The 25183-nt window shown below is 66.8% G+C and carries 26 protein-coding genes, 2 tRNA genes and 1 other RNA gene; 16 read left to right on the forward strand and 13 right to left on the reverse strand.

The features are described 5' to 3' along the window. Positions 1 to 129: 129 nt before the first annotated feature. From pepN to AC3ANP_RS15605, 5 genes are all read left to right on the forward strand, one after another. Entirely contained in the window at positions 130 to 2682 is a 2553-nt protein-coding gene (pepN, locus tag AC3ANP_RS15585; RefSeq protein WP_488331036.1) for an aminopeptidase N, read from the forward strand. 10 nt (positions 2683 to 2692) lie between these two features. Next, on the forward strand, positions 2693 to 3205 hold the full coding sequence (locus AC3ANP_RS15590) for an OsmC family protein (protein WP_488331037.1): 513 nt from the start codon (positions 2693 to 2695) through the stop codon (positions 3203 to 3205). Between the two features lie 180 nt (positions 3206 to 3385). After that, positions 3386 to 4078, forward strand: coding sequence for a mechanosensitive ion channel family protein (locus AC3ANP_RS15595; RefSeq protein WP_488331038.1), 693 nt, complete (start codon positions 3386 to 3388; stop codon positions 4076 to 4078). 2 nt (positions 4079 to 4080) lie between these two features. Next, positions 4081 to 4539 (forward strand): globin, encoded by a 459-nt coding sequence (locus tag AC3ANP_RS15600; RefSeq protein WP_488331039.1) that lies wholly within the window; start codon positions 4081 to 4083, stop codon positions 4537 to 4539. Positions 4540 to 4574: 35 nt separating this feature from the next. Beyond that, positions 4575 to 5201 carry a CG0192-related protein gene (locus AC3ANP_RS15605; protein ID WP_488331040.1) on the forward strand — a complete coding sequence of 209 codons (627 nt, stop codon included), beginning with the start codon at positions 4575 to 4577 and terminating at the stop codon, positions 5199 to 5201. 27 nt (positions 5202 to 5228) lie between these two features. On the opposite strand, the gene AC3ANP_RS15610 is transcribed toward AC3ANP_RS15605, so the two are convergent. After that, positions 5229 to 5888 (reverse strand): DUF8185 domain-containing protein, encoded by a 660-nt coding sequence (locus AC3ANP_RS15610; protein ID WP_488331041.1) that lies wholly within the window; start codon positions 5886 to 5888, stop codon positions 5229 to 5231. Positions 5889 to 6015: 127 nt separating this feature from the next. Between AC3ANP_RS15610 and AC3ANP_RS15615 the strand changes: the two genes are divergently transcribed. Then, complete coding sequence (locus AC3ANP_RS15615; RefSeq protein ID WP_488331042.1) at positions 6016 to 6924, forward strand: acyl-CoA thioesterase; 909 nt, start codon at positions 6016 to 6018, stop codon at positions 6922 to 6924. 192 nt (positions 6925 to 7116) lie between these two features. On the opposite strand, the gene AC3ANP_RS15620 is transcribed toward AC3ANP_RS15615, so the two are convergent. Beyond that, the gene (locus AC3ANP_RS15620) at positions 7117 to 8640 is read right to left on the reverse strand and encodes a SulP family inorganic anion transporter (RefSeq protein ID WP_488331043.1); all 1524 of its coding nucleotides are present in this window, start codon (positions 8638 to 8640) and stop codon (positions 7117 to 7119) included. A gap of 177 nt (positions 8641 to 8817) precedes the next feature. Between AC3ANP_RS15620 and AC3ANP_RS15625 the strand changes: the two genes are divergently transcribed. Further along, on the forward strand, positions 8818 to 9198 hold the full coding sequence (locus tag AC3ANP_RS15625) for a MerR family transcriptional regulator (protein WP_488331044.1): 381 nt from the start codon (positions 8818 to 8820) through the stop codon (positions 9196 to 9198). 66 nt (positions 9199 to 9264) lie between these two features. Here the strand turns inward: AC3ANP_RS15625 and AC3ANP_RS15630 are convergent, their stop codons facing one another. Next, positions 9265 to 9831 carry an IS3 family transposase gene (locus AC3ANP_RS15630; RefSeq protein ID WP_488331045.1) on the reverse strand — a complete coding sequence of 189 codons (567 nt, stop codon included), beginning with the start codon at positions 9829 to 9831 and terminating at the stop codon, positions 9265 to 9267. 68 nt (positions 9832 to 9899) lie between these two features. On the opposite strand from AC3ANP_RS15630, the gene AC3ANP_RS15635 reads away from it, so the two are divergent. Further along, complete coding sequence (locus AC3ANP_RS15635) at positions 9900 to 10253, forward strand: hypothetical protein (RefSeq protein ID WP_488331046.1); 354 nt, start codon at positions 9900 to 9902, stop codon at positions 10251 to 10253. A gap of 155 nt (positions 10254 to 10408) precedes the next feature. Here AC3ANP_RS15635 and ettA read toward each other — a convergent pair whose 3' ends face one another. From ettA to AC3ANP_RS15650, 3 genes are all read right to left on the reverse strand, one after another. Continuing rightward, entirely contained in the window at positions 10409 to 12091 is a 1683-nt protein-coding gene (ettA, locus tag AC3ANP_RS15640) for an energy-dependent translational throttle protein EttA (RefSeq protein WP_488331047.1), read from the reverse strand. A gap of 102 nt (positions 12092 to 12193) precedes the next feature. Continuing rightward, the gene (locus AC3ANP_RS15645) at positions 12194 to 12766 is read right to left on the reverse strand and encodes a DUF6993 domain-containing protein (protein ID WP_488331048.1); all 573 of its coding nucleotides are present in this window, start codon (positions 12764 to 12766) and stop codon (positions 12194 to 12196) included. A gap of 83 nt (positions 12767 to 12849) precedes the next feature. After that, entirely contained in the window at positions 12850 to 13365 is a 516-nt protein-coding gene (locus AC3ANP_RS15650) for a single-stranded DNA-binding protein (RefSeq protein WP_488331049.1), read from the reverse strand. A 221-nt stretch (positions 13366 to 13586) separates the two neighbouring features. Between AC3ANP_RS15650 and AC3ANP_RS15655 the strand changes: the two genes are divergently transcribed. Continuing rightward, a tRNA-Arg gene (locus tag AC3ANP_RS15655) sits at positions 13587 to 13659 on the forward strand. Positions 13660 to 13776: 117 nt separating this feature from the next. Here AC3ANP_RS15655 and AC3ANP_RS15660 read toward each other — a convergent pair. Further along, positions 13777 to 14793: a magnesium and cobalt transport protein CorA gene (locus AC3ANP_RS15660; RefSeq protein WP_488331050.1), complete on the reverse strand. Its 1017-nt coding sequence runs from the start codon at positions 14791 to 14793 to the stop codon at positions 13777 to 13779. Positions 14794 to 15212: 419 nt separating this feature from the next. Between AC3ANP_RS15660 and AC3ANP_RS15665 the strand changes: the two genes are divergently transcribed. Beyond that, the gene (locus AC3ANP_RS15665) at positions 15213 to 15584 is read left to right on the forward strand and encodes a LapA family protein (protein ID WP_488331051.1); all 372 of its coding nucleotides are present in this window, start codon (positions 15213 to 15215) and stop codon (positions 15582 to 15584) included. A 26-nt stretch (positions 15585 to 15610) separates the two neighbouring features. Here the strand turns inward: AC3ANP_RS15665 and mptB are convergent, their stop codons facing one another. Then, complete coding sequence (mptB, locus tag AC3ANP_RS15670) at positions 15611 to 17176, reverse strand: polyprenol phosphomannose-dependent alpha 1,6 mannosyltransferase MptB (RefSeq protein ID WP_488331052.1); 1566 nt, start codon at positions 17174 to 17176, stop codon at positions 15611 to 15613. A 201-nt stretch (positions 17177 to 17377) separates the two neighbouring features. On the opposite strand from mptB, the gene orn reads away from it, so the two are divergent. The 4 genes from orn to def all read left to right on the forward strand — a co-directional run bounded on the left by orn (position 17378) and on the right by def (position 20090). After that, the gene (orn, locus tag AC3ANP_RS15675) at positions 17378 to 17986 is read left to right on the forward strand and encodes an oligoribonuclease (RefSeq protein WP_488333087.1); all 609 of its coding nucleotides are present in this window, start codon (positions 17378 to 17380) and stop codon (positions 17984 to 17986) included. Between the two features lie 130 nt (positions 17987 to 18116). Then, positions 18117 to 18189: transfer RNA gene (locus AC3ANP_RS15680), tRNA-His, on the forward strand. Between the two features lie 130 nt (positions 18190 to 18319). Then, the gene (locus AC3ANP_RS15685; RefSeq protein WP_488331053.1) at positions 18320 to 19474 is read left to right on the forward strand and encodes an acyl-CoA dehydrogenase family protein; all 1155 of its coding nucleotides are present in this window, start codon (positions 18320 to 18322) and stop codon (positions 19472 to 19474) included. Positions 19475 to 19517: 43 nt separating this feature from the next. Next, positions 19518 to 20090 (forward strand): peptide deformylase, encoded by a 573-nt coding sequence (gene def / locus AC3ANP_RS15690; RefSeq protein ID WP_488331054.1) that lies wholly within the window; start codon positions 19518 to 19520, stop codon positions 20088 to 20090. Between the two features lie 23 nt (positions 20091 to 20113). Here the strand turns inward: def and AC3ANP_RS15695 are convergent, their stop codons facing one another. The 4 genes from AC3ANP_RS15695 to AC3ANP_RS15710 form a co-directional block, all read right to left on the reverse strand. Further along, positions 20114 to 20401 (reverse strand): hypothetical protein, encoded by a 288-nt coding sequence (locus AC3ANP_RS15695; RefSeq protein ID WP_488331055.1) that lies wholly within the window; start codon positions 20399 to 20401, stop codon positions 20114 to 20116. Between the two features lie 92 nt (positions 20402 to 20493). Next, positions 20494 to 21291: an HNH endonuclease family protein gene (locus tag AC3ANP_RS15700; RefSeq protein ID WP_488331056.1), complete on the reverse strand. Its 798-nt coding sequence runs from the start codon at positions 21289 to 21291 to the stop codon at positions 20494 to 20496. Between the two features lie 186 nt (positions 21292 to 21477). Continuing rightward, a complete protein-coding gene (locus AC3ANP_RS15705; protein WP_488331057.1) occupies positions 21478 to 21687 on the reverse strand; it encodes a hypothetical protein in 210 nt (69 codons plus the stop codon). A gap of 63 nt (positions 21688 to 21750) precedes the next feature. Beyond that, positions 21751 to 23208 carry a glyceraldehyde-3-phosphate dehydrogenase gene (locus AC3ANP_RS15710; protein ID WP_488331058.1) on the reverse strand — a complete coding sequence of 486 codons (1458 nt, stop codon included), beginning with the start codon at positions 23206 to 23208 and terminating at the stop codon, positions 21751 to 21753. Positions 23209 to 23523: 315 nt separating this feature from the next. Here AC3ANP_RS15710 and AC3ANP_RS15715 point away from each other — a divergent pair, with 315 nt between their 5' ends. After that, a complete protein-coding gene (locus AC3ANP_RS15715) occupies positions 23524 to 23670 on the forward strand; it encodes a hypothetical protein (protein ID WP_488331059.1) in 147 nt (48 codons plus the stop codon). Positions 23671 to 23749: 79 nt separating this feature from the next. On the opposite strand, the gene rnpB is transcribed toward AC3ANP_RS15715, so the two are convergent. After that, positions 23750 to 24141: RNase P RNA component class A (gene rnpB, locus AC3ANP_RS15720), an RNA gene on the reverse strand. Between the two features lie 110 nt (positions 24142 to 24251). Here rnpB and AC3ANP_RS15725 point away from each other — a divergent pair. Next, positions 24252 to 25169, forward strand: coding sequence for a slipin family protein (locus AC3ANP_RS15725; RefSeq protein ID WP_488331060.1), 918 nt, complete (start codon positions 24252 to 24254; stop codon positions 25167 to 25169). Positions 25170 to 25183: the final 14 nt, after the last annotated feature.

Genomic DNA, 25183 nt, shown 5'->3' on the forward strand with positions numbered 1-25183 from the left:
CCGGCGGGAGATGATGGGCCTTCGGGGCCGGGCGTTCGAGGACTTGCCAACCGACCCCACCGTGAAAGAATGATTTCACACTATCGTTCCGACCGTTCCAACCCCTTCTGGAGGCACCTCTTGCCCGGTATGAACCTCACCCGCGCCGAAGCCCGCGAGCGCGCCGCACTGATCGCCGTCGACTCCTATGAGGTCACGCTGGACCTGACCCGGGGCGCGGAGGTCTTCGGTTCCACCACCGCTGTCCGCTTCACCGCCACCCCCGGAGCCTCGACGTTTATTGACGCCGTGACCCGCACCGTGCACAGCGTCACGCTGAACGGCCGCGAACTGGACCCGGCCGAGGTGTCCGACGGCGTCCGGATCCAGTTGCCTGAGCTGGCGGCCGACAACGAACTCGTGGTGGTGGCCGACGCGCCGTACATGAACACCGGAGAGGGCCTGCACCGGTTCGTGGACCCGGTGGACAACGAGGTCTACCTGTACACCCAGTTCGAGGTTCCGGATTCGCGCCGGATGTTCGCCGTCTTTGAGCAGCCCGACCTCAAAGCCAGCTTCCGCTTCACTGTCACGGCCCCCTCGCACTGGGCCGTCGTCTCCAACTCCCCCACCCCGACGCCGGCCGGCACCACCCCCGGCGAGGATGGGACCGCGCGGTCGGTCTGGGAGTTCACCCCCACGCCGCGGCTTTCGTCCTACGTCACCGCCCTGATCGCCGGGCCGTACGAGTCCGTGCACAGCGAGGTGGTCTCCGCCACCGGCAAGGTCACGCCGCTGGGCGTTTTTGCCCGCAAGTCGCTGATGCAGTACCTCGATGCGGACAACATCTTCGAACTCACCCGGCAGGGCTTCGAATTCTTCGAGGCCCAGTTCGGCTGCCCCTACCCGTTCGAGAAGTACGACCAGCTCTTCGTGCCGGAGTTCAACGCCGGCGCCATGGAGAACGCCGGCGCCGTCACCATCCTTGAGGGCTACGTTTTCCGCAGCAAGGTCACGGACGCCCAGGTGGAGCGCCGTGCGATCACGGTGCTGCATGAGCTCGCCCACATGTGGTTCGGCGACCTCGTCACCATGCGCTGGTGGAACGACCTTTGGCTGAACGAATCCTTCGCCGAATACATGTCCCACCTCGCCGCCGTCGAGAACACGAAGTTCGACCACGCCTGGACCACCTTTGCCTCGGTGGAAAAATCCTGGGCCTACCGGCAGGACCAGTTGCCCACCACCCACCCGATCTTCGCCGAGATCAACGACCTGCAGGACGTCGAGGTGAACTTCGACGGCATCACCTACGCCAAGGGGGCCTCCGTGCTCCGCCAGCTGGTGGCCTGGGTGGGCCCGGACGAGTTCATGGCGGGGGTGCGCGAGTACTTCCGCAAGCACGCCTGGCAGAACACCGAACTCAGCGACCTGCTGGTGGAGCTGGAGAAGTCCAGCGGCCGCGACCTGGACCAGTGGGGCCGGCTCTGGCTGGAGACCGCCGGCGTGAACACCCTCAAGCCCGAGCTTTCGGTCGGCGCCGACGGCCGGATCGAGTCGTTCGCCATCCTGCAGTCCGCCACCGAGGCGCAGCCGACCATCCGCCCGCACCGGCTCGCCGTCGGCTTCTACAACCTCGACGATGCGGGGAAGCTGGAGCGCGTCCACCGCGAGGAGCTCGACGTCGACGGCGAACGCACCGAGGTTCCGGCCCTGGCGGGACGCGCACGGCCGGACCTGATCCTGCTCAATGACGACGACCTCGCCTACGCCAAGGTCCGGCTGGACCCGAAGTCCCTTGAGACCGCCACCGCGCACCTGAAGGACATCGGCCAGAGCCTGCCCCGGACGCTTGTCTGGGGATCGGCCTGGGACGCCGCACGCGACGGCGAGACCCCGGCACGCGGATACGTGGAGCTGATCCTGGCAAACATCGCCGAGGAATCCGACTCCTCCGTGATCCAGGTCCAGCTCCGCCAGCTTGCCACGACGCTGAACTTCTACGTGGCCGCCGACCACAAGGAAGCCACCGCCGTGGCAGCGGCGGACCGGCTGTGGGACTTGGCCTCCCGCGTCCGGGCCGGTTCCGATGCGCAGCTGCAGTTCGTGAAGTCCTACGCCGCGCTGGCCCGCAGCGCCAGCCAGCTGGACACGGTCGCCGGGCTGCTGGACGGCAGCCTGGTGCAGGACGGCCTGACCGTGGACCAGGATCTGCGCTGGGAGCTGCTGACCTCGCTGGTGGTCGGCGGGCGCGCCGGCCAGGAGCAGATCGACGCCGAGCTGGCACGCGACAACACCGCCACCGGACAAAACGCCGCCGCCCTGGCCAAGGCCGCGATCCCCAGCGCGGCTGCCAAGGCGGCCGCCTGGGACTCGATCGTGGTCACGGGTGAGCTGTCCAACGCCCTGCAGAGCTCCGCCGTCGCCGGCTTCACCCGGGTGCTGGACACTTCCCTGCTGGAGCCCTACGCCGCCAAGTACTTTGAGGCCGTCCCGGGCATCGTCAGGGACCGCACCCATGCGCTCGCGCAGCAGATCGTCGTCGGCCTGTACCCCGCGCAGCTGACAACGCAGGCCACGGTGGACCGCACCGACGAGTTCCTGGCGTCGCTGCCCGAGGACAGCGCGGCGCTGCGCCGGATGATGCTGGAAAACCGCGACGGCGTCGCCCGGGCCCTGCGCGCCCGCGCGGCGGACGCCTAGGCTCTGCGGCATGGGCCTGAACGAGCACCGCTACGCCCTGACCGTCCGCTGGACCGGAAACCTGGGTGACGGGACGAGCTCCTACCGGGGCTATTCCCGGGACCACGACGTCGAGATCCCCGGGCTGCCGGTCCTGCCGGGCTCCGCCGACCCGACGTTCCACGGCGACCGGGAACGGTACAACCCGGAACAGCTCCTGCTGGCCACCCTGGCACAGTGCCACATGCTGTCCTTCCTGCATGTGGCCGTCAAGCACGGCGTGGTGGTGACCGGGTACGAGGACCGCGCGGAAGGCCTGATGCGGACCAACCGGGACGGCAGCGGGCAGTTCGAGTCGGTGACGCTCAGGCCCCGCGTCATGACGGCCGCACCGGTGGCGGCAGAGCTGTTTGACGAACTGCACCGGGAGGCGAATGCGGTCTGCTTCATCGCCCGCAGCGTCAATTTCCCGGTGCTGCACGAGCCGACGGCGGTGCCGGACGACGGTCCGCGGCACCCGGACACCGCAGGCCGGACGGACTGAACCGCCGCCGGACACCCGCCGGCGCCCGGCGGCCGGCCTCCGGGCCGACCGCCGGGCCGACCGCCGGGCCAGTGCGGGGACCGGGTGCGCATGCGCCACGCTCCGGCGCTAATGTGGAAAGGGAACAGCAGTGTTAGGCGCCCGGCGACCGCGGGCGCACCGAAGGAGCAAACCCCGCCGATGTATCCCCTGACCGTCGCCCAGCCCATCACGCCGCCGGACATTTCGGCCATCAACCTGCCGGGCGTCCTGATCAGCGTCGGGGTCGGCGTTGCCGCCTGGCTGGTGGCCTCATTCCTCATCTCCGGGATCACCAAACGCGTGGCCGCCGGGACCACTTTCTTCAAGAAACCGCATTTCCGGTGGGTGGCGCCGGCGCTGCGGGCGCTGGATAACCAGCGCCGCGAACAACGCGCCAACACGATCGGGTCGCTGCTCAACAGCGTGGTCTCGGTCCTGGTGGTCGTCATCACCGTGATGTATGTCCTGCAAAACCTGAACGTCAACATCACACCGCTGCTGACCAGCGTCGGCATCCTTGGTGTGGCGATCGGCTTCGGCGCGCAACAGCTGATCCGGGACTTCCTCGCCGGGATCTTCATCACGATCGAGGACCAGTACGGCATCGGCGACGTGATCGAAACCTCTGAAGTGGTGGGCACTGTGGAATCGATGGGCCTGCGCATCACCCGGGTCCGCGCCGGGGACGGCACCGTCTGGTATCTGCGCAACGGCGAAATCCTGCGGGTCGGAAACCGCTCGCAGGGCATCTACGTCGCGCCCGACGCCGAACCCGCTGCCGCCGAGCCCGCCCTCAAGGCCGAGCCCGCCGCCAACGCCGTATCCGCACCCCAGCAAAAGGCCGGAGAATAGCCATGACCATCCCCCCATCCGGTGACCAGAGACAGCCGAAAATGCTGATGCAGAACGACCCGTTCAGCCAGCCGGGCTACACAGACAACTTCTACACCGCGGTCGGCGGCCACGAGACCTTCGTGAAGCTGATCGACGTGTTTTACGACGGCGTCGCAACCGACCCGCTGCTCCGGCCGATGTACCCGGAAGCTGACCTGGGACCCGCGAAACGGCGTTTCCTGATGTTTTTGGAACAGTACTGGGGCGGCCCCACGACCTACGGCGAGGAACGCGGCCACCCGCGGCTCCGGATGCGGCACCAGCCGTTCCGTGTCACGCCGGAGGCCAAGGAGGCCTGGCTCCGCCACATGCGCACCGCCGTCGATGCCCTGGAGCTTCCGCCGCTGTATGAAGGGACGCTGTGGGACTACATGGAGCGCGCGGCCCTCTCCATGGTTAACAGCCCCTCGGACGCCTGACCGGGGGTCCCGGTGGTCAGGCTAGGCTGACTGTCATGGCGATCATTTATCAGGCGGAACTGCGTCCGACGAAGCTGGATCTCCTCGAAGGCTGGCTGCCGCAGCAGCCCTGGTTCACGGCCGGCGCGGCGGTGAACAAGCTGGGATCTTTCCGCTTCGATGATCCGGACGGCGAAGTCGGTCTGGAGACGATCCTCGTCGAGGGCGACGGAACCGTCTTCCATGTGCCGCTGAGTTACCGCGGCTCCCCGTTGGAGGGGGCCGAGGCCTACCTCATCGGGACCATGCAGCACTCGGTGCTCGGCAAAAGATGGGTGTACGACGCCGCGGGCGATCCCTGCTACGTGGCCGCCCTCACCGACGCCATCCTGACCGGACGGCCACAGGCCGAACAACTCCTCGAGACTGGCGGAACACCGCAGCTGCTGCCGGAGTCGATGCAGATCAGGAGCACCGGCCCGCTCGATGCCGGGCTCCCCGCAGCAGCGTCTGTCACCGTCCGTGAAAGCCCCGCCGGGACCACGGTCCGGGCCGGAGACGCGGACCTGCTGATCATCCGGCGCCCCCTGCCCGCGCCGCAGAGCCCGGGCGCGCGGACTCTTACCGGTACCTGGGCCGGCCAACCGGAGCCGGTCAGCCTCGCAGTCCTCGCCGCCGGGTAGTCGGCTCCTCCGCCCACAGCAGGCACGCTACAGGTCTGCGCTTGCCCGGACCAGGACGTGGCCGCGCGGGCTGCTGAGCCGGAACCAGCGGCCGGAGCGGAAAAGGTGCTGTTCTCCGCCGGCCAGGAAGCCCAGCGTGAGTGCAGCGAACGCCGCGCCCGCCGGCAGCCCGCCGGTGCCCTCCAGGGGCCGGCCCCAGACGGTGGCGCGGGCGTTGTTGACGATCAGGGCACCGGGCTTGTCCGGGATGATCGCGGCGATTTCGCTGATGCCGGCCTCCGCGGCCCCCCTTAGATCCGCGTCCGGCAGCGCGCCGAGCTGGTCCCAGCCGGTGCGCGGGGCGCCGACGCCGGTCCACGATTCGGTGACGGTCATCGGCGGGACCGGAAGTTCGACGTCGTCGGCACCGGCGCGGGCGAGCCGGTCCAGAACGGCGGAGAGCGGAACGGTGACATCCAGTTCCGCGGGCACAGCCAGGGCCATGGTCCGGAGTCCCAGGATGGTCGGCGTCGACTCGCCCAGCAGGCGCGGCCGGAGCACGCAGACGTACGCCGCCAGGACCGCCCCGGCCGCGTGGAGCCGGATGGCGCCGTCGTCCACGGCCTTGGCGCGGGTGGCGAAGGTGCGCAGGTCGGCGAGGTCTCGGGGATCGGTGAACTGCAGGGGCTGGATCAGGACGTCAGGCACAATCCTGACTCTACCGGCTGTGCCTCTTTTGAGCCGCTCCCCTTTTGAGCCGCTCCCCTTTTGAGCCGCGCCCCTTTTGAGCCGCGCCTCTTTTGAGCCGTGCCGGGGTGCCGTCTAGAGTCAAACCATGACTGAAGCCGAAGCCGGATTACAGGCGTTGCCCCTGGCGGATCCCACCTCCTCGCTCATCCAGCTCCTGGACCTCGGCGAACTGGATGGTGCGCGGACCGACGAGGACATCTTCATGGGCCCCTCGCAGAAACAACCGAGGCAGCGGGTCTTCGGCGGCCAGGTGCTGGCGCAGTCCCTGATCGCCGGAAGCCGCACGGTCCCGGAGGGCCGCGGCGTGCATTCGATGCACGGCTACTTCCTCCGGCCCGGCGACGCCAACAAGCCCATCACCTTCGGCGTCCAGCGGCTGCGCGACGGCCGTTCCTTTTCCGCCCGCCGGGTGCACGCCTACCAGGAGGGCATGCCGATCCTGTCGATGATCGCGTCCTTCCAGGACACCGACGAGGGCATTGAACACCAGACCGAAATGCCGGCGGGCATCCCGGATCCCGAGTCCCTGCCGAGCACGGCGGACCTGCTGGGCAAGTTTGACCACCCGGTGGCGCAGCACTGGGCGTACGAGCGTCCGTTCGATATCCGGCATGTGGACCCGGCCTTGTATGTGTCGGCGGGCGGCCCGCAGGAGGCCCGCAACGCGGTCTGGATGCGCACCTTCGGTCCGATGCCCGACGACCCGGAACTGCACCGCGCGGCGCTGGCCTATGCCAGCGACTACACGCTGCTGGAATCGGTGCTGCGCCGGCACGGCCTGAGCTGGATTACGCCGGGGATGTCCGTGGCAAGCCTGGACCATGCCATGTGGTGGCACCGCCCGGTCCGGGTGGATGAGTGGCTGCTCTATGTCCAGGAATCCCCCAGCGCCCAAAGTGCGCGCGGCCTGGCGACGGGCAAGATCTTCAGCCGGGACGGCGTACACGTGGCCACGGTGGCGCAGGAGGGCATGGTCAGGCTGCCAACCACGTAGGCAGGCCGGCGGCACGGCCCCCGAACACGGCAAAGGCCGGCTCCCTCCGAAAGGGAACTGGTCCCCGAGAGCTGGCTGGCAAATTATGAGCCGGGAGCAGGCGCCGGAGTTTCAACGGCCGGTGTCGCTCAATTTGCAGAAGAGCTCCCTTCCGGACTCAGAGTTTGGAAGGGAGCTCTTTCGGTTTTGTGGTCAGTGACCGGCGCCGAGTTTGCCGCCGAGACGTTCGCGCATCAGGACGCTGGCATCGTTGAGCCCGATGACCTTCACGTCCTTGCCGTGGTGGTGGTACTTCTCGGTGATGGCATCCAGCGCTGCGATGGTCGAGGCGTCCCAGAGGTGGGAGGCGTGCATATCGATAACCACGTGCTCGGGGTCCAGGGCGTATTCGAACTGGGTGTAGAGGTCGTTGGAAGAGGCAAAGAACAGTTCGCCGTCGACCACGTAGGTGGCCGTTTCGTGGCCTCCGACGGTCTTGACCGACCGTTCGACGCTAACGAAGTGGGCGACCCTGCGCGCAAACATGACCATGGCCACGAGCACGCCCACGCCGACGCCGATGGCCAGGTTGTGGGTGGCAACGGTGACGATGACGGTGGCGAGCATGACGATGGTTTCGCTCTTGGGCATCATCTTCAAGGTCTGGGGGCGGATGCTGTGCCAGTCGAAGGTCGCAACGGACACGAAGATCATCACGGCCACGAGAGCGGCCATGGGGATGACGGAAACGATGCCGCCGAGCGCGACGACGAGGATGAGCAGGAAGACGCCGGCGAGGAAGGTGGAGATCCGGGTCCGGGCGCCGGAGGCTTTGACGTTGATCATGGTCTGGCCGATCATGGCGCAGCCACCCATGCCGCCAAAGAATCCGGTGACGATGTTCGCCATGCCCTGGCCCCAGGCCTCGCGGGTCTTGTTGGAGCGGGTGTCGGTGACGTCGTCGACGAGCTTGGCTGTCATGAGGGATTCAAGCAGACCCACGGAGGCCATGGCGAGGGCGAACGGGAAGATGATCTGCAGCGTGTCCAGAGTCAACGGCACGTTGGGGATGAACAGCGTCGGCAGGGAGCTGGGGAGTTCGCCCTTGTCGCCAACGGTCGGGACGGCCACGGCGGCGAAAACGGTGATCAGGGTGAGGACCACGATGGCTACCAGCGGGGCCGGAACGGCCTTGGTGAGTTTGGGCAGGCCGAAGACGATGGCCAGGCCCAGGGCCACGAGTGGGTAGACCAGCCACGGAACACCGAGCAGCTCGGGTACCTGGGACATGAAGATCAGGATGGCCAGCGCGTTGACGAAGCCCACCATCACCGAGCGGGGAATGAACCGCATGAGCTTCGCGACCCCGGACAGGCCCAGGATGACCTGGAAGACGCCGGCTAGGATCACCGCGGCGACGAAGTAGTCCACCCCGTGCGACTTCACCAGCGGTGCGATCACGAGGGCGATCGCACCGGTGGCCGCCGAAATCATGGCCGGACGGCCGCCGACAAAGGCGATCGTCACCGCCATGGTGAAGGAGGCGAAGAGCCCGATCCGGGGGTCCACGCCGGCGATGATCGAGAACGCGATGGCTTCCGGGATCAGGGCCAGCGCGACGACGAGTCCGCCGAGGACCTCTGTCTTGAGCCGGCGCGGCGACATCAGGGTTCCCCGGACGGATTGAAGCTGTTCAGGGGTGAACGCCGGGGGGCGTTCGGCTTGAGTGACGGCCATTGCTGGCTCCGTTCATGGTTAAGAAGACGCGCGACTGCTGCTTCGTTTTGCAAATGAATGAGGGGGCGCAGGGCCGCGCCGGGAAGAGGGGAAGTTAGTCCTGAAGGTTTCACCCACTACCCAAACCCTACCCTAACGTGATGGTAGGGTTGAATTCAGAACAGAACGGAGGCGCTGATGACGGCTAAGACCAGCAGCACCAACACCATGCACATCGGCGAGCTCGCGGAGCGGACGGGCCTGTCCCTGCGGACCATCCGCCATTACGACGATGTGGGGCTTCTCCCTGCAACGGCGCGGACTGATGGCGGCTTCAGGGTGTTCTCGGAAGATGATTTCGAACGCCTCATGGTCATCAAGCAGATGAAGCCCCTGGGTTTCTCGCTGGAAGAGATGGCTGAAATCCTTGCCCTCCTTGCGGCCCCGGAAGGTGCGGCCCCTGAAAGATCAGTGACGCTGGCTGGATTCCTGGAGAGGGCCGTCCATCAGCGGACCAAGATGGCCCGGAACCTGGCGCAGGCCGATGAGTTCATTGAACGGCTCAGCAACCGATCCTGAACGAGGCAGCGCATCATTGCGGGTCAAGCTACACCGCCAGCACGTGAGCGCGCTATTGAACCGGGCTTAGGCCGTGGAGCTTCTTTTGGTGTTGTACCAGTGGATGTATTCGTGAAGTGCTGCTCTCAGCGCATCGGTGTTGAGGAACAGGACACGGTGGAAGAGTTCTACTTTGAGGTGGCCGAAGAAGTTCTCCATGACGGCGTTGTCATAGCAGTTGGCTTTGCGGGACATCCCTTGGACCGCACCTGCGTTTTCCAGGAGCTTGCGCCACGAGGTGCGCTGGTATTGGAAACCCTGGTCCGAGTGCACGAGTGGTTTTTGTCCGCTCTCCAGTATGGCGACGGCGCCGCGCAGAGATGACTTGGTCAGTTCCAGATTGGGCGAGACTCCAATGGCGTAGGAGATGATCTGCCGGTCAAAGAGGTCCATGACCGGTGAGAGGTAGAGTTTCCGGTCGCCGACGCTGAACTCGGTCACGTCGGTTACCCACTTTTGGTTCGGCGCATCCGCTTTGAACTCGCGCTTCAACAGGTTCGGAGCCACGACGCCCTGCTCGCCCTGGTAGGAGGTGTAGCGCTTCTTCTGCCGGACCTTGCAGACCAGACGCAGTAAACGCATCAGTTTCAGCACGGTCTTCTTCGCGATCGTCCAACCGACCGGGGCAGCCTGGCGACGTCCAGAAGAACTTCCAACCGGTGATGGGCCTTGAGAGCGATGACAGCGCGGAGCTTCGGCGCTGTCCCTCGTCCCTCAAGGCCTTTACTTTTCCCAGGAAGGCCACCTCTGAGATCCGGCGAGGAGAGCTGAAGCTCTTTCGCCAAGGCGACCTGGCTCTCGCCGGCTTGGAACCGGCGCACGGCATCGAGTTTGAACTCGAACGAGAACTTCCGCTTGGTTTGTTTGGTCACCAGCGCCGTACCTCCGCGAACTCTCCACAGGTTGTGAATGCGGATGACAGCTTTCGGGCGGACCCCTGGGCTCGTCGCCGCTGCCTTCTCACCCCAACCAATTTCGAACAACGCTACCGCGGCCTCGCGCTGTTCTTCAGATAATGAACTGCTGTCTTGCATAAAACTGCTCCCCGAAAGTACGGACTGATTTTTCAGTCCAACTTTCGGGGAGCAGTTCACCGAAAGGGAACCGGCCTTTTCCGGGCCCGGAACAGTGCTCCGGGTGCCGCGCGTTGGGAGTCGCGGGCCGCGGGGGCCTAGTCGCGCGTGAGGCGGCGGTGCGTCACCCGGTGCGGTTTCGCCGCATCCGGGCCAAGGCGCTCGACCTTGTTCTCCTCATAGGACTCGAAGTTGCCCTCGAACCAGTACCACTTGGACGGGTTCTCCTCGTCGCCTTCGTAGGCGAGGATGTGGGTGGCCACCCGGTCCAGGAACCAGCGGTCGTGCGAGACCACAACGGCGCAACCGGGGAACTCCAGCAGCGCGTTTTCCAGGCTGCTGAGGGTCTCGACGTCGAGGTCGTTGGTCGGCTCGTCAAGGAGCAGCAGGTTGCCGCCCTGCTTGAGCGTCAATGCCAGGTTCAGCCGGTTCCGTTCGCCGCCGGACAGCACCCCGGCCTTCTTCTGCTGGTCCGGTCCCTTGAAACCAAACGCGGCGACATATGCGCGGGACGGCATTTCGACATGGCCGACCTGGATGAAGTCGAGGCCGTCGGAGACGACCTCCCAAAGGGTCTTGTTCGGGTCGATGCCGCCGCGGCTCTGGTCGGCGTAGGAGATTTTGACCGAATCGCCGATCTTCAGCTCGCCGCCGTCGAGGGGCTCCAGCCCGACGATCGTCTTGAACAGGGTGGTCTTGCCGACGCCGTTGGGGCCGATGACGCCCACGATGCCGTTGCGCGGCAGCGTGAAGGACAGTCCGTCGATCAGGGTGCGGTCCTCGAAGCCCTTCTGCAGGTTCTTCGCTTCCAGGACCAGGCCGCCCAGGCGCGGTCCCGGCGGGATCTGGATTTCTTCGAAGTCGAGTTTCCGGGTGCGGTCCGCCTCGGCGGCCATTTCCTCGTACCGGGCCAGGCGGGCCTTCGACTTGGTCTGCCGGCCCTTGGCGTTGGACCGGACCCACTCGAGTTCCTCGGAAAGACGCTTGGCCTGTTTGGCGTCCTTCTTGCCCTGGACCTCCAGGCGGGCGCGCTTCTTCTCCAGGTAGGTGGAGTAGTTGCCCTCATACGGGTACAGGTGCCCGCGGTCCACTTCGGCGATCCATTCGGCGACGTGGTCCAGGAAGTACCGGTCGTGGGTGACGGCAAGGACGGCGCCCTGGTAGGAGGACAGGTGCTGCTCGAGCCACAGCACACTCTCGGCGTCGAGGTGGTTGGTGGGCTCGTCGAGCAGCAGCAGGTCCGGCTTCTGCAGCAGGAGTTTGCACAGCGCGACACGGCGGCGCTCACCGCCGGAGAGGAGGGTGACGTCCGCGTCGGCCGGCGGGCAGCGGAGGGCGTCCATGGCCTGCTCGAGCTGTGAATCCAGATCCCAGGCATCGGCGGCGTCGATGGCTTCCTGCAGCTGGCCCATTTCCTCGAGGAGCGCGTCGTAATCCGCGTCCGGGTTGGCCATCTCTTCGGAGATCTCGTTGAAGCGCTGGATCTTGCCGTAGATCTCGCCGACGCCTTCCTGGACGTTGCCCAGAACAGTCTTTTCCTCGTTCAGCGGCGGCTCCTGCAGCAGGATGCCGACGCTGTAACCGGGGCTCAGCCGCGCTTCGCCGTTGGACGGGGTGTCCAGGCCGGCCATGATCTTGAGAATGGTGGACTTACCGGCGCCGTTAGGGCCAACAACACCAATCTTGGCCCCCGGGAAGAAGGACATGCTCACGTCGTCGAGGATGAGTTTTTCGCCAACGGCCTTGCGGGCCTTGGTCATTGTGTAGATAAATTCCGCCATGCCTACAAATCTAGTGGCTCCAGCCGCATAACTCACATTCCGCCAGCGTTCCTGCTGCCCCGCCGGTGGGTTGGGAGCTCCTCCCCCGGGCCTGGTCCGATGCTACGCGGGGGCGCCGATGAAGCAGCGCCCGTCGGCGAGGCCCGGCAGGACCGTCACCGATACGGTGCCCTTGCGCAGCTGCCCCACCACGCAGTCCTGGTCCTGCCGGACCGCGGCCTCCACCGCATCGGCCGCCAGCCCGGTGGGCGTACGGCTGGCCGTGACTTCGATGGCATCCGGCGCGAATCCCGCCGCGGCGATTGCGGCCCGGATCTGCTCCGTTTCAGGACTGGAACCGGCCGCCACGACCGTGGCGAGGACCGCCCTGAGGCGTGTAGCGGCCTCTGCGGTGGCGGGACCGGAGGCGCCCACAGCACCCGACGCGGTCCAGCCCGGAGACGCCGCGGCCGGCGCCGGCGGCAGGGACGGCGCCGGCGGCAGGGACGGCGTGGGCGGCAGCGACGAGGCGGGCGGCAGCGACGACACCGGGGAGGCAACGGAGCCGGCAGCGGGGCCTGTTGCGCTGGCGCCGAGGCTGGACGAACAGGCCGGGAGTACTGCCAGCAGCAGGCCAAGCACGCCGGCAAGGGGCCAGGGCGCGGGCCTCTGCGGTCGGGTCCGGGTCGGGGTCACCCGGCCATTCTGCCACGCAGCCGCAGGCCGTCGTCAGGCGGCCGTCCCCGGATCAGCGTCAGGCGGCCGTCCCCGGAGCAGCGTCAGGCGGCCGTCTCCTTCAACTCGCCGGTCTCCTCGTCGAACTCCGGCGTGGCGTCCGCGTCGTCGTCGGTGTTGGGCTCGCGGTCAGCGTCGTCCGTTGCATCCGGCCCGCCGTCGTGGCGACCGGCGGAAAGGTCCTGGCCCGGCACCGGCGCGCCGCCGGCCGAGCGGGTGAAGTTGGCGGAGCCCCACATGAGGTCGTGGCCGACGGACTCCGCGTCGATTTCAACCGCATGATAGATGCGGCCTTCCTTCTCCCAGCTGCGCAGCTTCAGCCGGCCGACGACGATGACGCGCTGGCCCTTCCTGATGCTGCAGCCCATATTTCCGGCCAGCTGGCGGTAGCCCTGCACGGTAAACCAGTTGGTATGTCCGTCCACCCAGGCGTTCGCGGCGCGGTCGAAGCGCCGCCCGGTCGAGCCCATCCGGAAGGAGGCGGTGGCGACGCCACCGGGCGTCGTCGAGCTCTTGATCTCCGTGGCGACGAAGCCGCGGACCGTGATGCTGTCGTTCATGGGTTGTCCTGTCTCGAATGGTCGTGCCCTAGCTGGCACTACCAGCCTCGCGGGCGCGCAGCGTCGGCGGCAGGGCCGGACCACGCTATGTGGAAAACCTGTGCGCCGCTACGGTCCTGGCGGCCGGGGCGTGGCCGCAGCGAGTTCCTGACCGGCAGCGGCGGTCGGGCACGGTAAACTTCTTGAGGCGTCCCCGGCTCGTGCCGGTCAGCGCCAGACGTGCCCCAGTAGCTCAGGGGATAGAGCAGCGGCCTTCTAATCCGCCGGTCGGGGGTTCGATTCCCTCCTGGGGCGCAACGGAAAGCGGCTCTGGCCGCCGGTCATCCGCCGGCCAGGGCCGCACCGCTCCGCCGGACCAGGCGGCACCGCTTCGCCGGACCCAGCTCCGCACCGCCGGACCTCCCGCCAGCCTCAAATCCATTTGTTGTGCCGGAAGGTGACGTAAAGGATTCCGCCCATGACCACCATCAAACCGAGCGCCATCGGGTAGCCGTACCTCCAGTCGAGCTCAGGCATCAGCCGAAAGTTCATCCCGTAGATCGAGGCAATCAGCGTCGGCGCGAAAAGAATGGCGGCCCAGGATGAGATCCGTTTGGTCTGCTCGTTCTGCGCAATGCTCGATTCCGTCAGCAACTTCATTTCATCGTTCTGCCGCTGGGCTACGAGGGCCGCGTTGACAGCGAGCGCGCTCTGCAACAGCGCGCGGAACGCCGCGATCCGTTCGCTGAGCCGCAGCGCATGGTCCAACACGTCCCGGAAATGGTCCTGGAGTTCTGGCCCCTGCGCCCGGTCGGGGCTGCCCGCCCGGAGCTCCTGCAGAATGGCGGTCAGCGGCGCCGTCGCGCGTTGAAACATGATCACCTGCCGGGAGAGTTCATAGATCCGCCGGGTGACGGCGGGATCCGCAGCGAACAAGTCGTCCTCAATCTCGTCGATGTCGTTCTCCAGGCCGGTGGCGACCGGCTCGTATTCGTCGACCACCTGATCCAGGATCGCGTAAAGCACGGCGTCGGGCCCGAGTGCCAGGAAGGCCGGGTCGGCTTCCATCCGCCGACGCACGCGGGCCAGGTCCGGCGCCTCGGCATGGCGGACGGTGACCACGAAATCCGGGCCGGAGAAAATATGGATCTCGCCGAACTGGACCTTTTCCACCTCATCCAGATACCGGGCCGGCCGCAACACCAAAAACAAAGTGTCCCCATAGTGTTCGAGCTTGGCGCGCTGATGGCCGGCCAGGGCGTCTTCCACCGCGAGATCGTTGAGGTCAAACTCTTCGGCGACCGACCGCAGTTCCGGGGCGTCGGGACGGTAGAGCCCGATCCAGGCCATGCCCTGCCGCTGCCGCAGGACAAAGTATGTCTCATCAAGATCTTCGGGGTCCGCGGTCCGATACCCGTCAACATAAACGGCGTTGTCCACGATGGTCATGGCCGGGCTCCTCTCCCGGGCCGCCCGCCGGGGCAGCCCCCTGCTGTGACGCTATACCGTCACCCGCCGGCTGCCAACAGGCGCCCCGGGACTGCGGCTGGGCGCAGCGCCGATGGGCGCACCGGAGATGCGCGGCGGCGTGCCGGTGGTCCGGCACAGTCAGCGTGGGACCTCCTAACCCCCAGCCATAAGTAGGCTTAGTATTGAGGGAGCCGGGACGGCAGGCTGCGCCTGCGCCCGCACCGCAACCGAAAGGTACGACCGCCATGACTCACACGCCCCGCGGATTCGACCCTGTGGATCCCCAGGCCGATCCAACACCTCCGCACCCCCGAACAGCCGACGTTCAGCCGCAAGCCGGGATCCCCGCGTCCTACGCCGCGACACCAGAGGACACGGCACCGCGGGCCAACGCGCCCATGCCTCCGGAGCCAACCGCGGCGCCTGCCGCGGCGCCTGCCCCTGCACCCGCGCAGACCACGACGCCAACTTCGGCGCGCGCGGCGGAGCCCACCCGGGTGACCCGCGCCGGAATGGTGTGGGCCGCCGTCGCCAGCGCATTGGTGGTGCTGGTCCTGCTCATCGTCTTCATCCTGCAGAACCAGGAATACGTCCAGGTGAAGTTCCTGGGCTGGGAGGGCGCGGTCTCGCTGGGCATCGCCCTGTTCATCGCTGCCGTCGGCGGCGGGGTGCTGGTCGCCATCGCGGGAGCGGCGCGGATCATCCAACTGCGGGTCGCGGCGCACCGCCAGCGCACCGGCCCGGCCGATCGCGGGACCCGGCGCCGCTGAGCCTCGAGAGGTGACCGCCCGGCCTGCTAAATGACCGGCCTGGTGGTCACCGGTTCCGCCGGCTTGCTGAACAGCTGTTTGGTCTTCGGGTCGAGGAAGATCAGGTACAGGGCGAACAGCAGCGCGATCAGCGCCGCTGCGTTGCGGGCCAGCGCCAGGGCCAACCCGAGGTCCTCGGTCTGCAGGTACGGGAAGACTTCCAGCTGGTCCGAAATGGCATACACCATGAAGAACGAGACCATGAAGTAGAGTGCCTTGACCTGCCAGTCATCCCGGATGCCGGTGACGGCGAACAACGGGATGAGCCAGACGACGTACCAGGACTGGATCATCGGCGCCAGGAAGACGACGGCGGCGAATGCCAGGGTGAGGCGCCGCATCAGGCGGTCAAAATCCCCGCGGAAGATCTGCCAGGCGACGATGCCCACCGCCAGTAGCTTCCCGGCGTCGTACACCCACTTCGCCAGGCCCCAGCCGTCCAGGCCGACGGCATTGAAGATCGAGGCGACCACCAGTCCCAGCAGGCCAACCGGTGCGTACCAGATCCAGATGCTGCCGGGCGCGGACAGCCCGTTGATCCAGCCGAACCCGAAGCCGTTGACCAGGCTCATCGCGTACAGCAACGCCAGGCTGATGCCGGCGGTCAGCGCCCAGAAAACGAACTTGCGGCCCCAGCCGGCGTTCTTGCCCGCCCAGAGCAGGCCGATGAACGGCAGGAACACGATGGTGATGGGCTTGACCGAGATGGACAGGGTGACCAGGACCAGGCCGAACAGCACCCGCCGGGTGGCGCAGTAGTAAAGCCCGGCAAGGGCCAGGCCGATCATCAGGGCGTCGTTGTGCACGCTGGCGATGAAGTTGGTCAGGAAGAGCGGGTTGGCGGCGGTCAGCCACAGCGCCCGGTGCGGGTTGACGCCGTGCAGTTCGGCCAGCTTGGGCACGTAGACAATGCACAGCACAACCCCGACGAGGGCTGCCAGCCGGAACAACATGACGCTGGCTTCCGGGTGGACGTGGGTGGACCAGACCACGAACTGTTCGATCCACAGGAAGAGCTGCCCGTACGGTACCGGGGCCTCGGTCCACATCTTGTCTGCGCCGAGCTGGAAGTAGTTTGAGAGCGCCGAGATGCCGTTCTCATAGGGGTTGAAGCCCTCCACCATCAGGCGGCCCTGGCCGACGTAGGCGTAGACGTCGCGACTGAACAGCGGAACCGAGAACATCATCGGGAGCCCCCACGCCACCACCGCCTGCAGGGTCGCTTTCCGGGCGCCCGGGCCCCAGTTCCGCACCCGCTGGCCCAGCCGGAGCCACGCGCGCACCAGCAGCATCCCGCCGACGGCCAGCAGCACGATGCTCAACCCGACGCCGACGGCCTCGGTCCGCATCCAGATGAAGAGCGGCAGCCGGCGCAACTCCGAGACGGGGGCCAGCCAGCCGACGCCGAGCGAGCCGACCGCCATGAACATGGAGCCAAGGAATCCCGAGAGAATCGGCGAACGTGCGTTGTCCACATCAGCGGCAGCCGCGTTTGCGGAGGTGCGGGACCCGCTGGCGGCCGTGTCCGCCGCTGCAGGTACAGGCGCCGTCATCTCAGGATCGTCCAATCTGTTGTGGAGGGTTCACTGCGGCCCGCAGCCTGCCGGGTCAGCAGTCATGGGGCATGCCGCGGCGCCGAAAAATCCGGGGGCCGCGTACCCGAAATCCTAGCACCGGACCGCTCGACGGCGGCGGAACGGTAGGCTGGGCGGGTGCCTATATCTAATGAACGCATCGTCTGGATCGACTGCGAAATGACCGGCCTGGACACCAAGAACGACGCCCTTATCGAGGTGGCGGCCCTGGTCACCGACTCGGAACTGAATGTTCTTGGCGACGGCGTCGACGTCGTAATCAAACCGGACGACGCCGCGTTGGCCCAGATGAATGACTTCGTCCGCGACATGCACACCCGGTCCGGGCTGCTGGCCGAGCTCCCCCACGGCAAGACCATGGCCGAGGCGCAGGCCATTGTGCTCGACTACATCAAGAAGTGGGTGCCGGACGCCCGGAAAGCCCCGCTTGGCGGCAACTCGGTGGGAACCGACCGGGTATTCCTGGTCCGTGACATGCCCGAACTGGTCGAACACCTGCATTACCGGGTGATCGACGTGAGCACCATCAAGGAACTGTCCCGCCGCTGGTATGCCCGGGCCTACTTCCAATCCCCCGCCAAGCTCGGCGGCCACCGCGCCCTGGGCGACATTCAGGATTCCATCGACGAGCTGCGCTACTACCGGGAGGCTGTCTTCGTGCCCGCACCCGGACCGGACACTGCCACCGCCCGGCGGATCGCCAAGCAGGTCATGGCGGCGGCGGACCCCATGGCGGCGGATCCCGCGGCCGCGGCGCCGGCGGAGTAATCTCCACCACGTTTGGGGTAATTTCGGAGGAATTCCTGAAAAATGGCCAAAGCACCCCCAAACAGCAGGTAAGCTATTTGTCGTTGCCTTTTCAGCCGCCGGTCCGCCGGACGGATTGAGCGGGCACATGGTGGGCGTAGCTCAGTTGGCAGAGCGCCTGGTTGTGGTCCAGGAGGTCGCGGGTTCAACCCCCGTCGCTCACCCTCACCGAGGACGGCACATTGTCCGACCTTGCCAAAGGCCGCACCGGATATCCGGTGCGGCCTTTGGTGTCTGTCCGGCGGGTTGTCCACTGCCCGTCCCAAGCGTTGTCCGTGCATGGAAGGAACCGCAATGAAGCGCCAGCTCTTTGAAGAAGACCACGAGATGTTCCGTGAAATGGCCGCGGAATTCGACGCGCGCGCGGTTGCCCCGCATTACGGCCAGTGGGACCAGGACCATGTGATGCCCCGGAGCCTGTGGACGGCCGCCGGTGAGCAGGGCCTGCTGGGCCTCGCCGTCCCCGAGGAGTTCGGCGGCGTGGGCATGGACGACTACCGCTACCGCGCGGTCCTGGACGAGGAGTTCGCCCGGCGGGACCACCTTGCCGTCGGGCTGGCCTTCCACCTGCACGATGACATGGTCCTCCCCCACCTGCTGGCCTACGGTTCGGACGACCTGAAGTCGCGCTGGCTGCCGGGCATGGTCTCGGGCGAGACCGTCACCTCGATCGCCATGACCGAGCCCGGCGCCGGATCCGATCTGCGCGGCGTCCGCACCAAGGCCGTCCGGGACGGCGACGACTGGCTCATCACCGGGCAGAAAACCTTCATCGGCAACGGCATCTCCGGCGACGCCGCCCTGGTTCTGGCCCGCACCGACGGCAGCACCGGGCGTGGCGGCCGGGAATCCTTTTCGCTGTTCATGGTGCGGAAGGGCGAGGGCTACCACACCGGCAAGCAGCTGGACAAAATGGGGCTGAAGGCCTCGGACACGGCGGAACTGTTTTTCGACAACGTCCGGGTCCCGCATGCGGACCTGGTCGGTGAAGCGGGCAGGGGCCTGCAGTACGCCGCCGAACAGCTCCCGCAGGGCCGCCTGGCCATCGCCGTGGCCGGCTCAGCCGTTGCCCGTGCGGTTTACGAGGCGACCGTGGCCTACACGAAAGACCGCAATGCGTTCGGCGAGCGGATCATCGATTTCCAGCACAGCCGTTTCGAACTGGCCGACATCCTCACCGAGGTCGAAGTCACCGAAGGCTACGTGGACCGGGCCGTCCTGGCGTTCAATGCGGGCGAGCTCGACGCTGCGTCCGCGGCCCGGGCCAAGCTCTGGGCCTCGGAGCGGGCCAAGTCCATCACCGACCGGTGCCTGCAGCTGCACGGCGGCTACGGCTACATCCTGGAGTATCCGGTGGCTCAGGCCTATCTGGCGGCCCGTCTGCTCACCATCTTCGGCGGCACCAACGAAATCATGCGCGACGTCGTCGGCCGCACCATCGCCGACTGACCCGCCGGGCCACCACCGCAAAGCATCAAAGGAAACAGCCGCTATGACAGTCCTGCCCATCACCATCTGGGGCGAGCCCGTGCTGCACCGCCGGGCCGCCGAGGTTGAAGCCTTCGACGACGACCTCCGCACCCTGATCGCCAACATGTTCGAAACCAACGACGCGGCCAACGGCGTGGGACTTGCCGCGCCGCAGGTCGGCGTGGGCAAGCGCCTGTTCGTCTACAAATTCGAGAACGACGACGGCGCCCCGCCGTCCGGCGCCGTCGTCAACCCGGTGCTGACCATCTCCAAAGTCTCCGGCGCGTTGCCGGACCCGGACGAGGAAGAGGAGGGCTGCCTGTCCTTCCCGGGCGCCCATTATCCGCTGAAACGCGCCGAATGGGCCCGGGTTCAGGGCTTCGACGGCGACGGACGCCCGGTGGAGTTCGAGGCCACCGGCTGGTTCGCCCGGGTGATCCAGCACGAATATGACCACCTCGACGGCAAGCTCTACGTCAACCGGCTGGTCGACCGGTACTCCCGGAAAGCGATGAAACAGGCCAAAAAGAACGGCTGGGGCGTTCCCGGCCTCACCTGGATGCCCGGCGTGGACCCGGATCCCTTCGGCCACTAGCAACGCGGCGCGGGCCCGGATTGCTAGGGCATCACCTTGTAGAGGTCGATGACGGTCTCCTCCGGCGGGGCGGTAAAGCCGCCCTCGATGCCCGCCTGCATCTTGGGCATCAGGACGCCGTCCCGGAATTTCTCCCAGCTCTCCTTGGATTCATGGACCGCCATAATAGTCCAGCCGCCAGCGGAGGCGCCGCCGGCGTGAAAGACCTGCCCTTCCGGCAGGCGGCCCTCACCGGGATGAACGGCGGCGATTGACGCCTCATACTGCTCCTTCGTTCCGCCCGCGAAAAAGTGCACAACCCCGTATGCCATCTTGTCCTCCTTAGCTGCGTTGCCCTGCCGACAGTCCCAGTCCTAGACCTGCCGCGCAGCCGTGTCAATGAGGTGAGCGCGGCCGAACAAGGTCAGGGCGGCACGACGGTCTGCTGCCCCGGGCAGCTGTCCAGGACCCGCCGCATCGCATCCTTTTCGGCCGGCGTCACCCACAGCGCATAGCTTGCCTTGACGGAGATCTGGCGGGCCACGTAATGGCAGCGGAACGCTTTGTTCGGCGGCAGCCAGGTGGCCGCGTCGGCGGCGCCCTTGTCCTGGTTGGCCTGCCCGTCTGCGGCGACCAGGTTCAGCGGATCATTGGCCAGGTGCTGGCGCTGGACCGCCGTCAGCAGCTGGGCGCCCGTTTGCCAGGCATCGCCCAGCGCGACGACGTGGTCGATCTGCACCGCTTTGCTGGACTCCGCGCCGCGTCGGAACTCGATGGTCCTGCCCGTGTACGGCTCCTGGAAGGTCCCCGCCCCGATCTGGCAGCGGGACCCCTCGGTGAACCGGGCGCCGGCCAGGTCGCGGCGGAGGATGTCGTTGCGGGTGTCACAGCCGTTGCGGTCCACGTCGAGCCAGGCCTGGCCGAAGGCGCTGCGCTCATAGCCGGTGGCCGGCGCACGCCCCTTGACCGGCAGCGCCTCCAGCACCTCGATGGCCCGGCCGGACGGCACGGCACGCACCGGAGCCACCGCCTTCATCCAGCCCGCCGCCAGCACGGGCGCCTCGCTGGGCCCCGCTGCGGGAGGTTCGGCCAGGTCAAACTGACCCGTGGTGAAGAACCAGAGGAGGGCTGCGGGCAGGGCAAGCAATCCGGCGGACAGGACGACCCATGCCTGCCGGGACCGGCGTCGGGCGCGTTGGAATTCGCTCCAGGTGACGCTCAAGGATGCCGCTTTACGGGCGGCGGCGCCGGGCGGGCGGGACGGATCGGCTGCACCCTCACAGCCTAGGGGCGGGCACCGACACCGGCCCGCTTGTCCACAGTGTGCAGGACGGGTCCCGTCCCGCGCCGGGGCCGCGTGCAGCGCCCGGGGCTCAGGGCTCAGGGCTCAGGGCTCAGGGCGCGGGAACTACTGCTCTTTGGTGACCCGGCGGAGGTCTTCCTCGGCGAGCCTCAGCAGGTCTTCGAGCTGGCTGATGCGGGCGTCATTGACCTCGCCGGCGTCGCGCTTGCGACGGGCGTCGTCAAGGAGGCGCTTGGCTTCCTTGGCGTTGCGCTGCGCCACGTCGAGGGCATGTTCGAGGGTCGTTTCGTGTTCCACAGCCTGGTTCTGTTCCATGGCTCCATTGTGGTTCCCTTTCCCGGCCGATTCCAGAGACACGGCCGGGAAAGGGAAAGGGTTCTAGCCGACCTCTACCGGCAGGCCGGCTGCTTCCAGGGTTGCCGCCGCGGCCTTGGCCGGGAACGACGGCGGGTTGACGCCGGCCATTTCCTCCATCACGCGGACCACCTGGCAGCTGTAACCGAACTCGTTGTCGTACCAGACGTAGAGCACAAGGTTCTTGTCGTTGCTGATGGTGGCGAGGCCGTCCACAATGCCGGCGCGGCGGGAGCCGACGAAATCGGTTGACACCACCTCCGGCGAGTCGATGTAGTCGATCTGCTTGCGGAGGTCCGAGTGCAGCGACATTTCCCGCAGGTAGTCGTTGACTTCGTCCTTGCTGGTGCCGTTTTCCAGGCTGAGGTTCAGGATCGCGAGGGACACGTCCGGGGTTGGTACCCGGATGGAGCTGCCGGTGAGCTTGCCGAGCAGTTCAGGCAGCGCCTTCGCCACGGCCTTGGCAGCGCCGGTCTCGGTGATGACCATGTTCAGTGCCGCCGAGCGGCCCCGGCGGTCGCCCTTGTGGAAGTTGTCGATCAGGTTCTGGTCGTTGGTGAAGGAGTGGACCGTCTCTACGTGGCCGTGCACGACGCCGTAGCGGTCATTGATCGCCTTGAGCACCGGGGTGATGGCGTTGGTGGTGCAGGACGCCGCGGAGACGATTTTGTCCGCCTCGTCGATGGAGCCGTGGTTGATGCCGTGCACGATGTTCTTCAACTCGCCCTTGCCCGGTGCGGTGAGGAGCACGCGGGCGACGCCCTTGCTCTGCAGGTGCTGGGAGAGGCCCTCTGCATCGCGCCAGCGCCCGGTGTTGTCGACCACCAGGGCGTCGTGGATGCCGTACGCGGTGTAATCCACCGTGGCCGGGTTGTCCGAGTAGATCACCTGGATCTGCACGCCGTTGGCGGTGATCGTGTCGTTCTCCAGGTCCACCTTGATGGTGCCTTCGAACGAGCCGTGCACCGAGTCACGGCGCAGCAGGCTGGCGCGCTTGGTCAGGTCGTTGTCCGACCCGCGGCGCACGACGATGGCACGCAGGCGCAGGCCGTGGCCGCCGCCGGCCTTTTCGATCAGGAGGCGGGCCAGGAGCCGGCCGATGCGGCCAAAGCCATACAGGACGACGTCGGTGCTGGTCCGGTCGTCACCGCCGCGCTTGCCGACGATCTCGGCCAGCTCCTCGCGCAGGAAGTCGTCCAGGCTGCGGCCTTCGCCTTCGGCGCGGTACTTCTCCGTCAGCCGGGCGATGTCGATGGCTGCGGCGCCCAGGTCCAAGGTGGTGAGGGCATCGAGCAGCGGCGCGGTCTCTTCGAGGCGCAGCTCTTCCTTGCTCATCCGGCGGGCGAAACGGTGCGCCTTGAGGATGTTCATCGTGGACTTGTTGATCAGGCTCCGTCCGTGAATGGAGGTCACCACGTTGTTCTCGCGGTACAGCCGGCCGATCACCGGAATCATCGCCTCGGCGAGTGCCTCCCGGCCCATCCACGTATCAAGACAAGAATCAGACGTCTGGCTCACAGAACTACCTTCCTAAAATCCACCACACACGTCCTCGTGTGTGGAAGCGGCTGCCGGCGGGGTGTCCGGAACCTGGCTGGCGCGGGGATTCGGTCCACCCCGCGCGCCTGTCGCGAGCGCAAAAGAAAGCCACCGGCTGCGAACGCAGACCCGGCGGCGGAACCTCTACGTTCATTCACCATTCTAGGGCGGCGGGGCGGGCAGGCGGAGCCGGGGCATGGTGAAATCACTCACACGGCAATACCGGGGTACGGGCGCGGCGTGGAATACGATGAGCCAATGGGACTCATAGTTGCACTACTTGTCATCTGGCTCATCCTTTCAATCCTCGGCTTTGTGGTGAAGGGCCTGCTCTGGCTGGCCATCATCGGACTGGTCTTGTTCGTCGCCACGGGCGTTTGGGGCTGGGTGAAACGGCGGGCCTAGCCTGAGAGCCGTTCCACCAGCTAGTCCTGACGGAAGGGGCCGGCACCTTTACGGTGCCGGCCCCTTCTGCGTCTGCGGGTGGATGGGTTGGCCGATACGCCGGGTTCTGTGTTCCCGCGCTGTTGCCGACGCGGGAGTAGCGGCCATCCATCTACGGACGCCGTTGCCGACGCCCTCCAGCAGCCTACCCGGACACTCGGGCGGGCAGCCCTCAAACGTGTCCTGTCTGGCCTTGCTCCGGGTGGGGTTTACCTAGCCTTCCCGGTCACCCGGAAAGCTGGTGGTCTCTTACACCACCGTTTCACCCTTACCTGCTCCCGTCCCGTGCGGACACGGTTCGGGGCAGGCGGTCTGTTCTCTGTGGCACTGGCCTGCGGGTTACCCCGAGTGGGCGTTACCCACCACCCTGCCCTGCGGAGCCCGGACGTTCCTCGAGCCACTTGCGTGACGCGCGGCCGCCTGGCCAACCCATCCGTCGCTCATTCTACGGCTTCCCCGACTGTCCCGCCGCAGCAGCGCCATTTGGCCACGCCGGTGGGAGAATTGAAGCAAGTATTCCGCTAGCCGAGGAAGCGATTCGGATGGACGTCACCGCCGTCGTCGTATGGCTGATCATTCTGGTTCTGCTGTTCATCGTGGCCCGGATGTCGATCCGGATCGTGCGCCAGTACGAGCAGGGCGTGCTGTTCAGGCTGGGCCGGGTAATCGGCGTCCGGATGCCGGGTCTGCGCCTGATTGTTCCGGTGATCGACAGGCTCCAGCTGGTCAGCTTGCGGATCGTGACCATGCCGATCCAGTCCCAAGGCATCATCACCCAGGACAACGTCAGCGTGGACATCTCCGCGGTGGCGTACTACCGCGTGATCGACGCCGTGAAGTCCGTCGTGGCGATCGAAAACGTGGCCGCCGCGATCAACCAGATCGCGCAAACCACGCTGCGGAAGGTGGTGGGCCGGCACAGCCTGGACCAGACCCTGTCCGAGACGGAACACATCAACAGCGACATCCGCGAAATCCTCGACGCCCTCACCCTGGAGTGGGGCGTCGAGGTGACCCTCGTGGAGCTCAAGGACATTCAGCTGCCGGAGAGCATGAAGCGCGCCATGGCCCGGCAGGCCGAGGCTGAGCGGGAGAAGCGGGCCAAGATCATCGCCGCCGAAGGCGAATCGATCGCGGCCGCGGCGCTGGGCGAAGCGTCCGACACCATGATGGCGCACCCGCTGGCCCTCCAGCTGCGCAACCTGCAGTCCCTCGTCGAAATCGGCGTGGACAAGAACACCACAGTCGTCTTCCCCGCCCCGCTGATGAGCACCATCGGCGAGCTGTCCGCGTTCTTGGCCCGGGAATCGCGGGCGGCCGCGGTCACCTCGCCGGCCGTGGCCCCGGCAACGGCTCCGGCGTTTGTCCCCTACGAGGCCTCCGCACCGGCTCCGGCACCGAGCCCGGTCGAGGCCTCCGCACCGGCACCGGTGGCAGCGGCACCCGCCAAGGTGGCGTGAGCGGATAGCCCGCC

This window comes from Arthrobacter sp. JB02-1C, from assembly GCF_057748045.1.

Coding starts and splice junctions, on each gene's coding strand:
- AC3ANP_RS15665 (WP_488331051.1), top strand. CDS start 15,213: ATGCCTCCGGAGCCAACCGCGGCGCCTGCCGCGGCGCCTGCCCCTGCA.
- AC3ANP_RS15710 (WP_488331058.1), bottom strand. CDS start 23,208: ATGGGCCGGGAGGCACTCGCCGAGGCGATGATTCCGGTGATCGGCCGG.
- AC3ANP_RS15625 (WP_488331044.1), top strand. CDS start 8,818: ATGACGGCTAAGACCAGCAGCACCAACACCATGCACATCGGCGAGCTC.
- AC3ANP_RS15660 (WP_488331050.1), bottom strand. CDS start 14,793: ATGACCATCGTGGACAACGCCGTTTATGTTGACGGGTATCGGACCGCG.
- AC3ANP_RS15685 (WP_488331053.1), top strand. CDS start 18,320: ATGAAGCGCCAGCTCTTTGAAGAAGACCACGAGATGTTCCGTGAAATG.
- ettA (WP_488331047.1), bottom strand. CDS start 12,091: ATGGCGGAATTTATCTACACAATGACCAAGGCCCGCAAGGCCGTTGGC.
- AC3ANP_RS15695 (WP_488331055.1), bottom strand. CDS start 20,401: ATGGCATACGGGGTTGTGCACTTTTTCGCGGGCGGAACGAAGGAGCAG.
- pepN (WP_488331036.1), top strand. CDS start 130: ATGAACCTCACCCGCGCCGAAGCCCGCGAGCGCGCCGCACTGATCGCC.
- AC3ANP_RS15705 (WP_488331057.1), bottom strand. CDS start 21,687: ATGGAACAGAACCAGGCTGTGGAACACGAAACGACCCTCGAACATGCC.
- AC3ANP_RS15615 (WP_488331042.1), top strand. CDS start 6,016: ATGACTGAAGCCGAAGCCGGATTACAGGCGTTGCCCCTGGCGGATCCC.
- AC3ANP_RS15635 (WP_488331046.1), top strand. CDS start 9,900: ATGGGCCTTGAGAGCGATGACAGCGCGGAGCTTCGGCGCTGTCCCTCG.
- def (WP_488331054.1), top strand. CDS start 19,518: ATGACAGTCCTGCCCATCACCATCTGGGGCGAGCCCGTGCTGCACCGC.
- orn (WP_488333087.1), top strand. CDS start 17,378: ATGACCGGCCTGGACACCAAGAACGACGCCCTTATCGAGGTGGCGGCC.
- AC3ANP_RS15600 (WP_488331039.1), top strand. CDS start 4,081: ATGACCATCCCCCCATCCGGTGACCAGAGACAGCCGAAAATGCTGATG.
- mptB (WP_488331052.1), bottom strand. CDS start 17,176: ATGACGGCGCCTGTACCTGCAGCGGCGGACACGGCCGCCAGCGGGTCC.
- AC3ANP_RS15715 (WP_488331059.1), top strand. CDS start 23,524: ATGGGACTCATAGTTGCACTACTTGTCATCTGGCTCATCCTTTCAATC.
- AC3ANP_RS15725 (WP_488331060.1), top strand. CDS start 24,252: ATGGACGTCACCGCCGTCGTCGTATGGCTGATCATTCTGGTTCTGCTG.
- AC3ANP_RS15650 (WP_488331049.1), bottom strand. CDS start 13,365: ATGAACGACAGCATCACGGTCCGCGGCTTCGTCGCCACGGAGATCAAG.
- AC3ANP_RS15595 (WP_488331038.1), top strand. CDS start 3,386: ATGTATCCCCTGACCGTCGCCCAGCCCATCACGCCGCCGGACATTTCG.
- AC3ANP_RS15605 (WP_488331040.1), top strand. CDS start 4,575: ATGGCGATCATTTATCAGGCGGAACTGCGTCCGACGAAGCTGGATCTC.
- AC3ANP_RS15620 (WP_488331043.1), bottom strand. CDS start 8,640: ATGGCCGTCACTCAAGCCGAACGCCCCCCGGCGTTCACCCCTGAACAG.
- AC3ANP_RS15590 (WP_488331037.1), top strand. CDS start 2,693: ATGGGCCTGAACGAGCACCGCTACGCCCTGACCGTCCGCTGGACCGGA.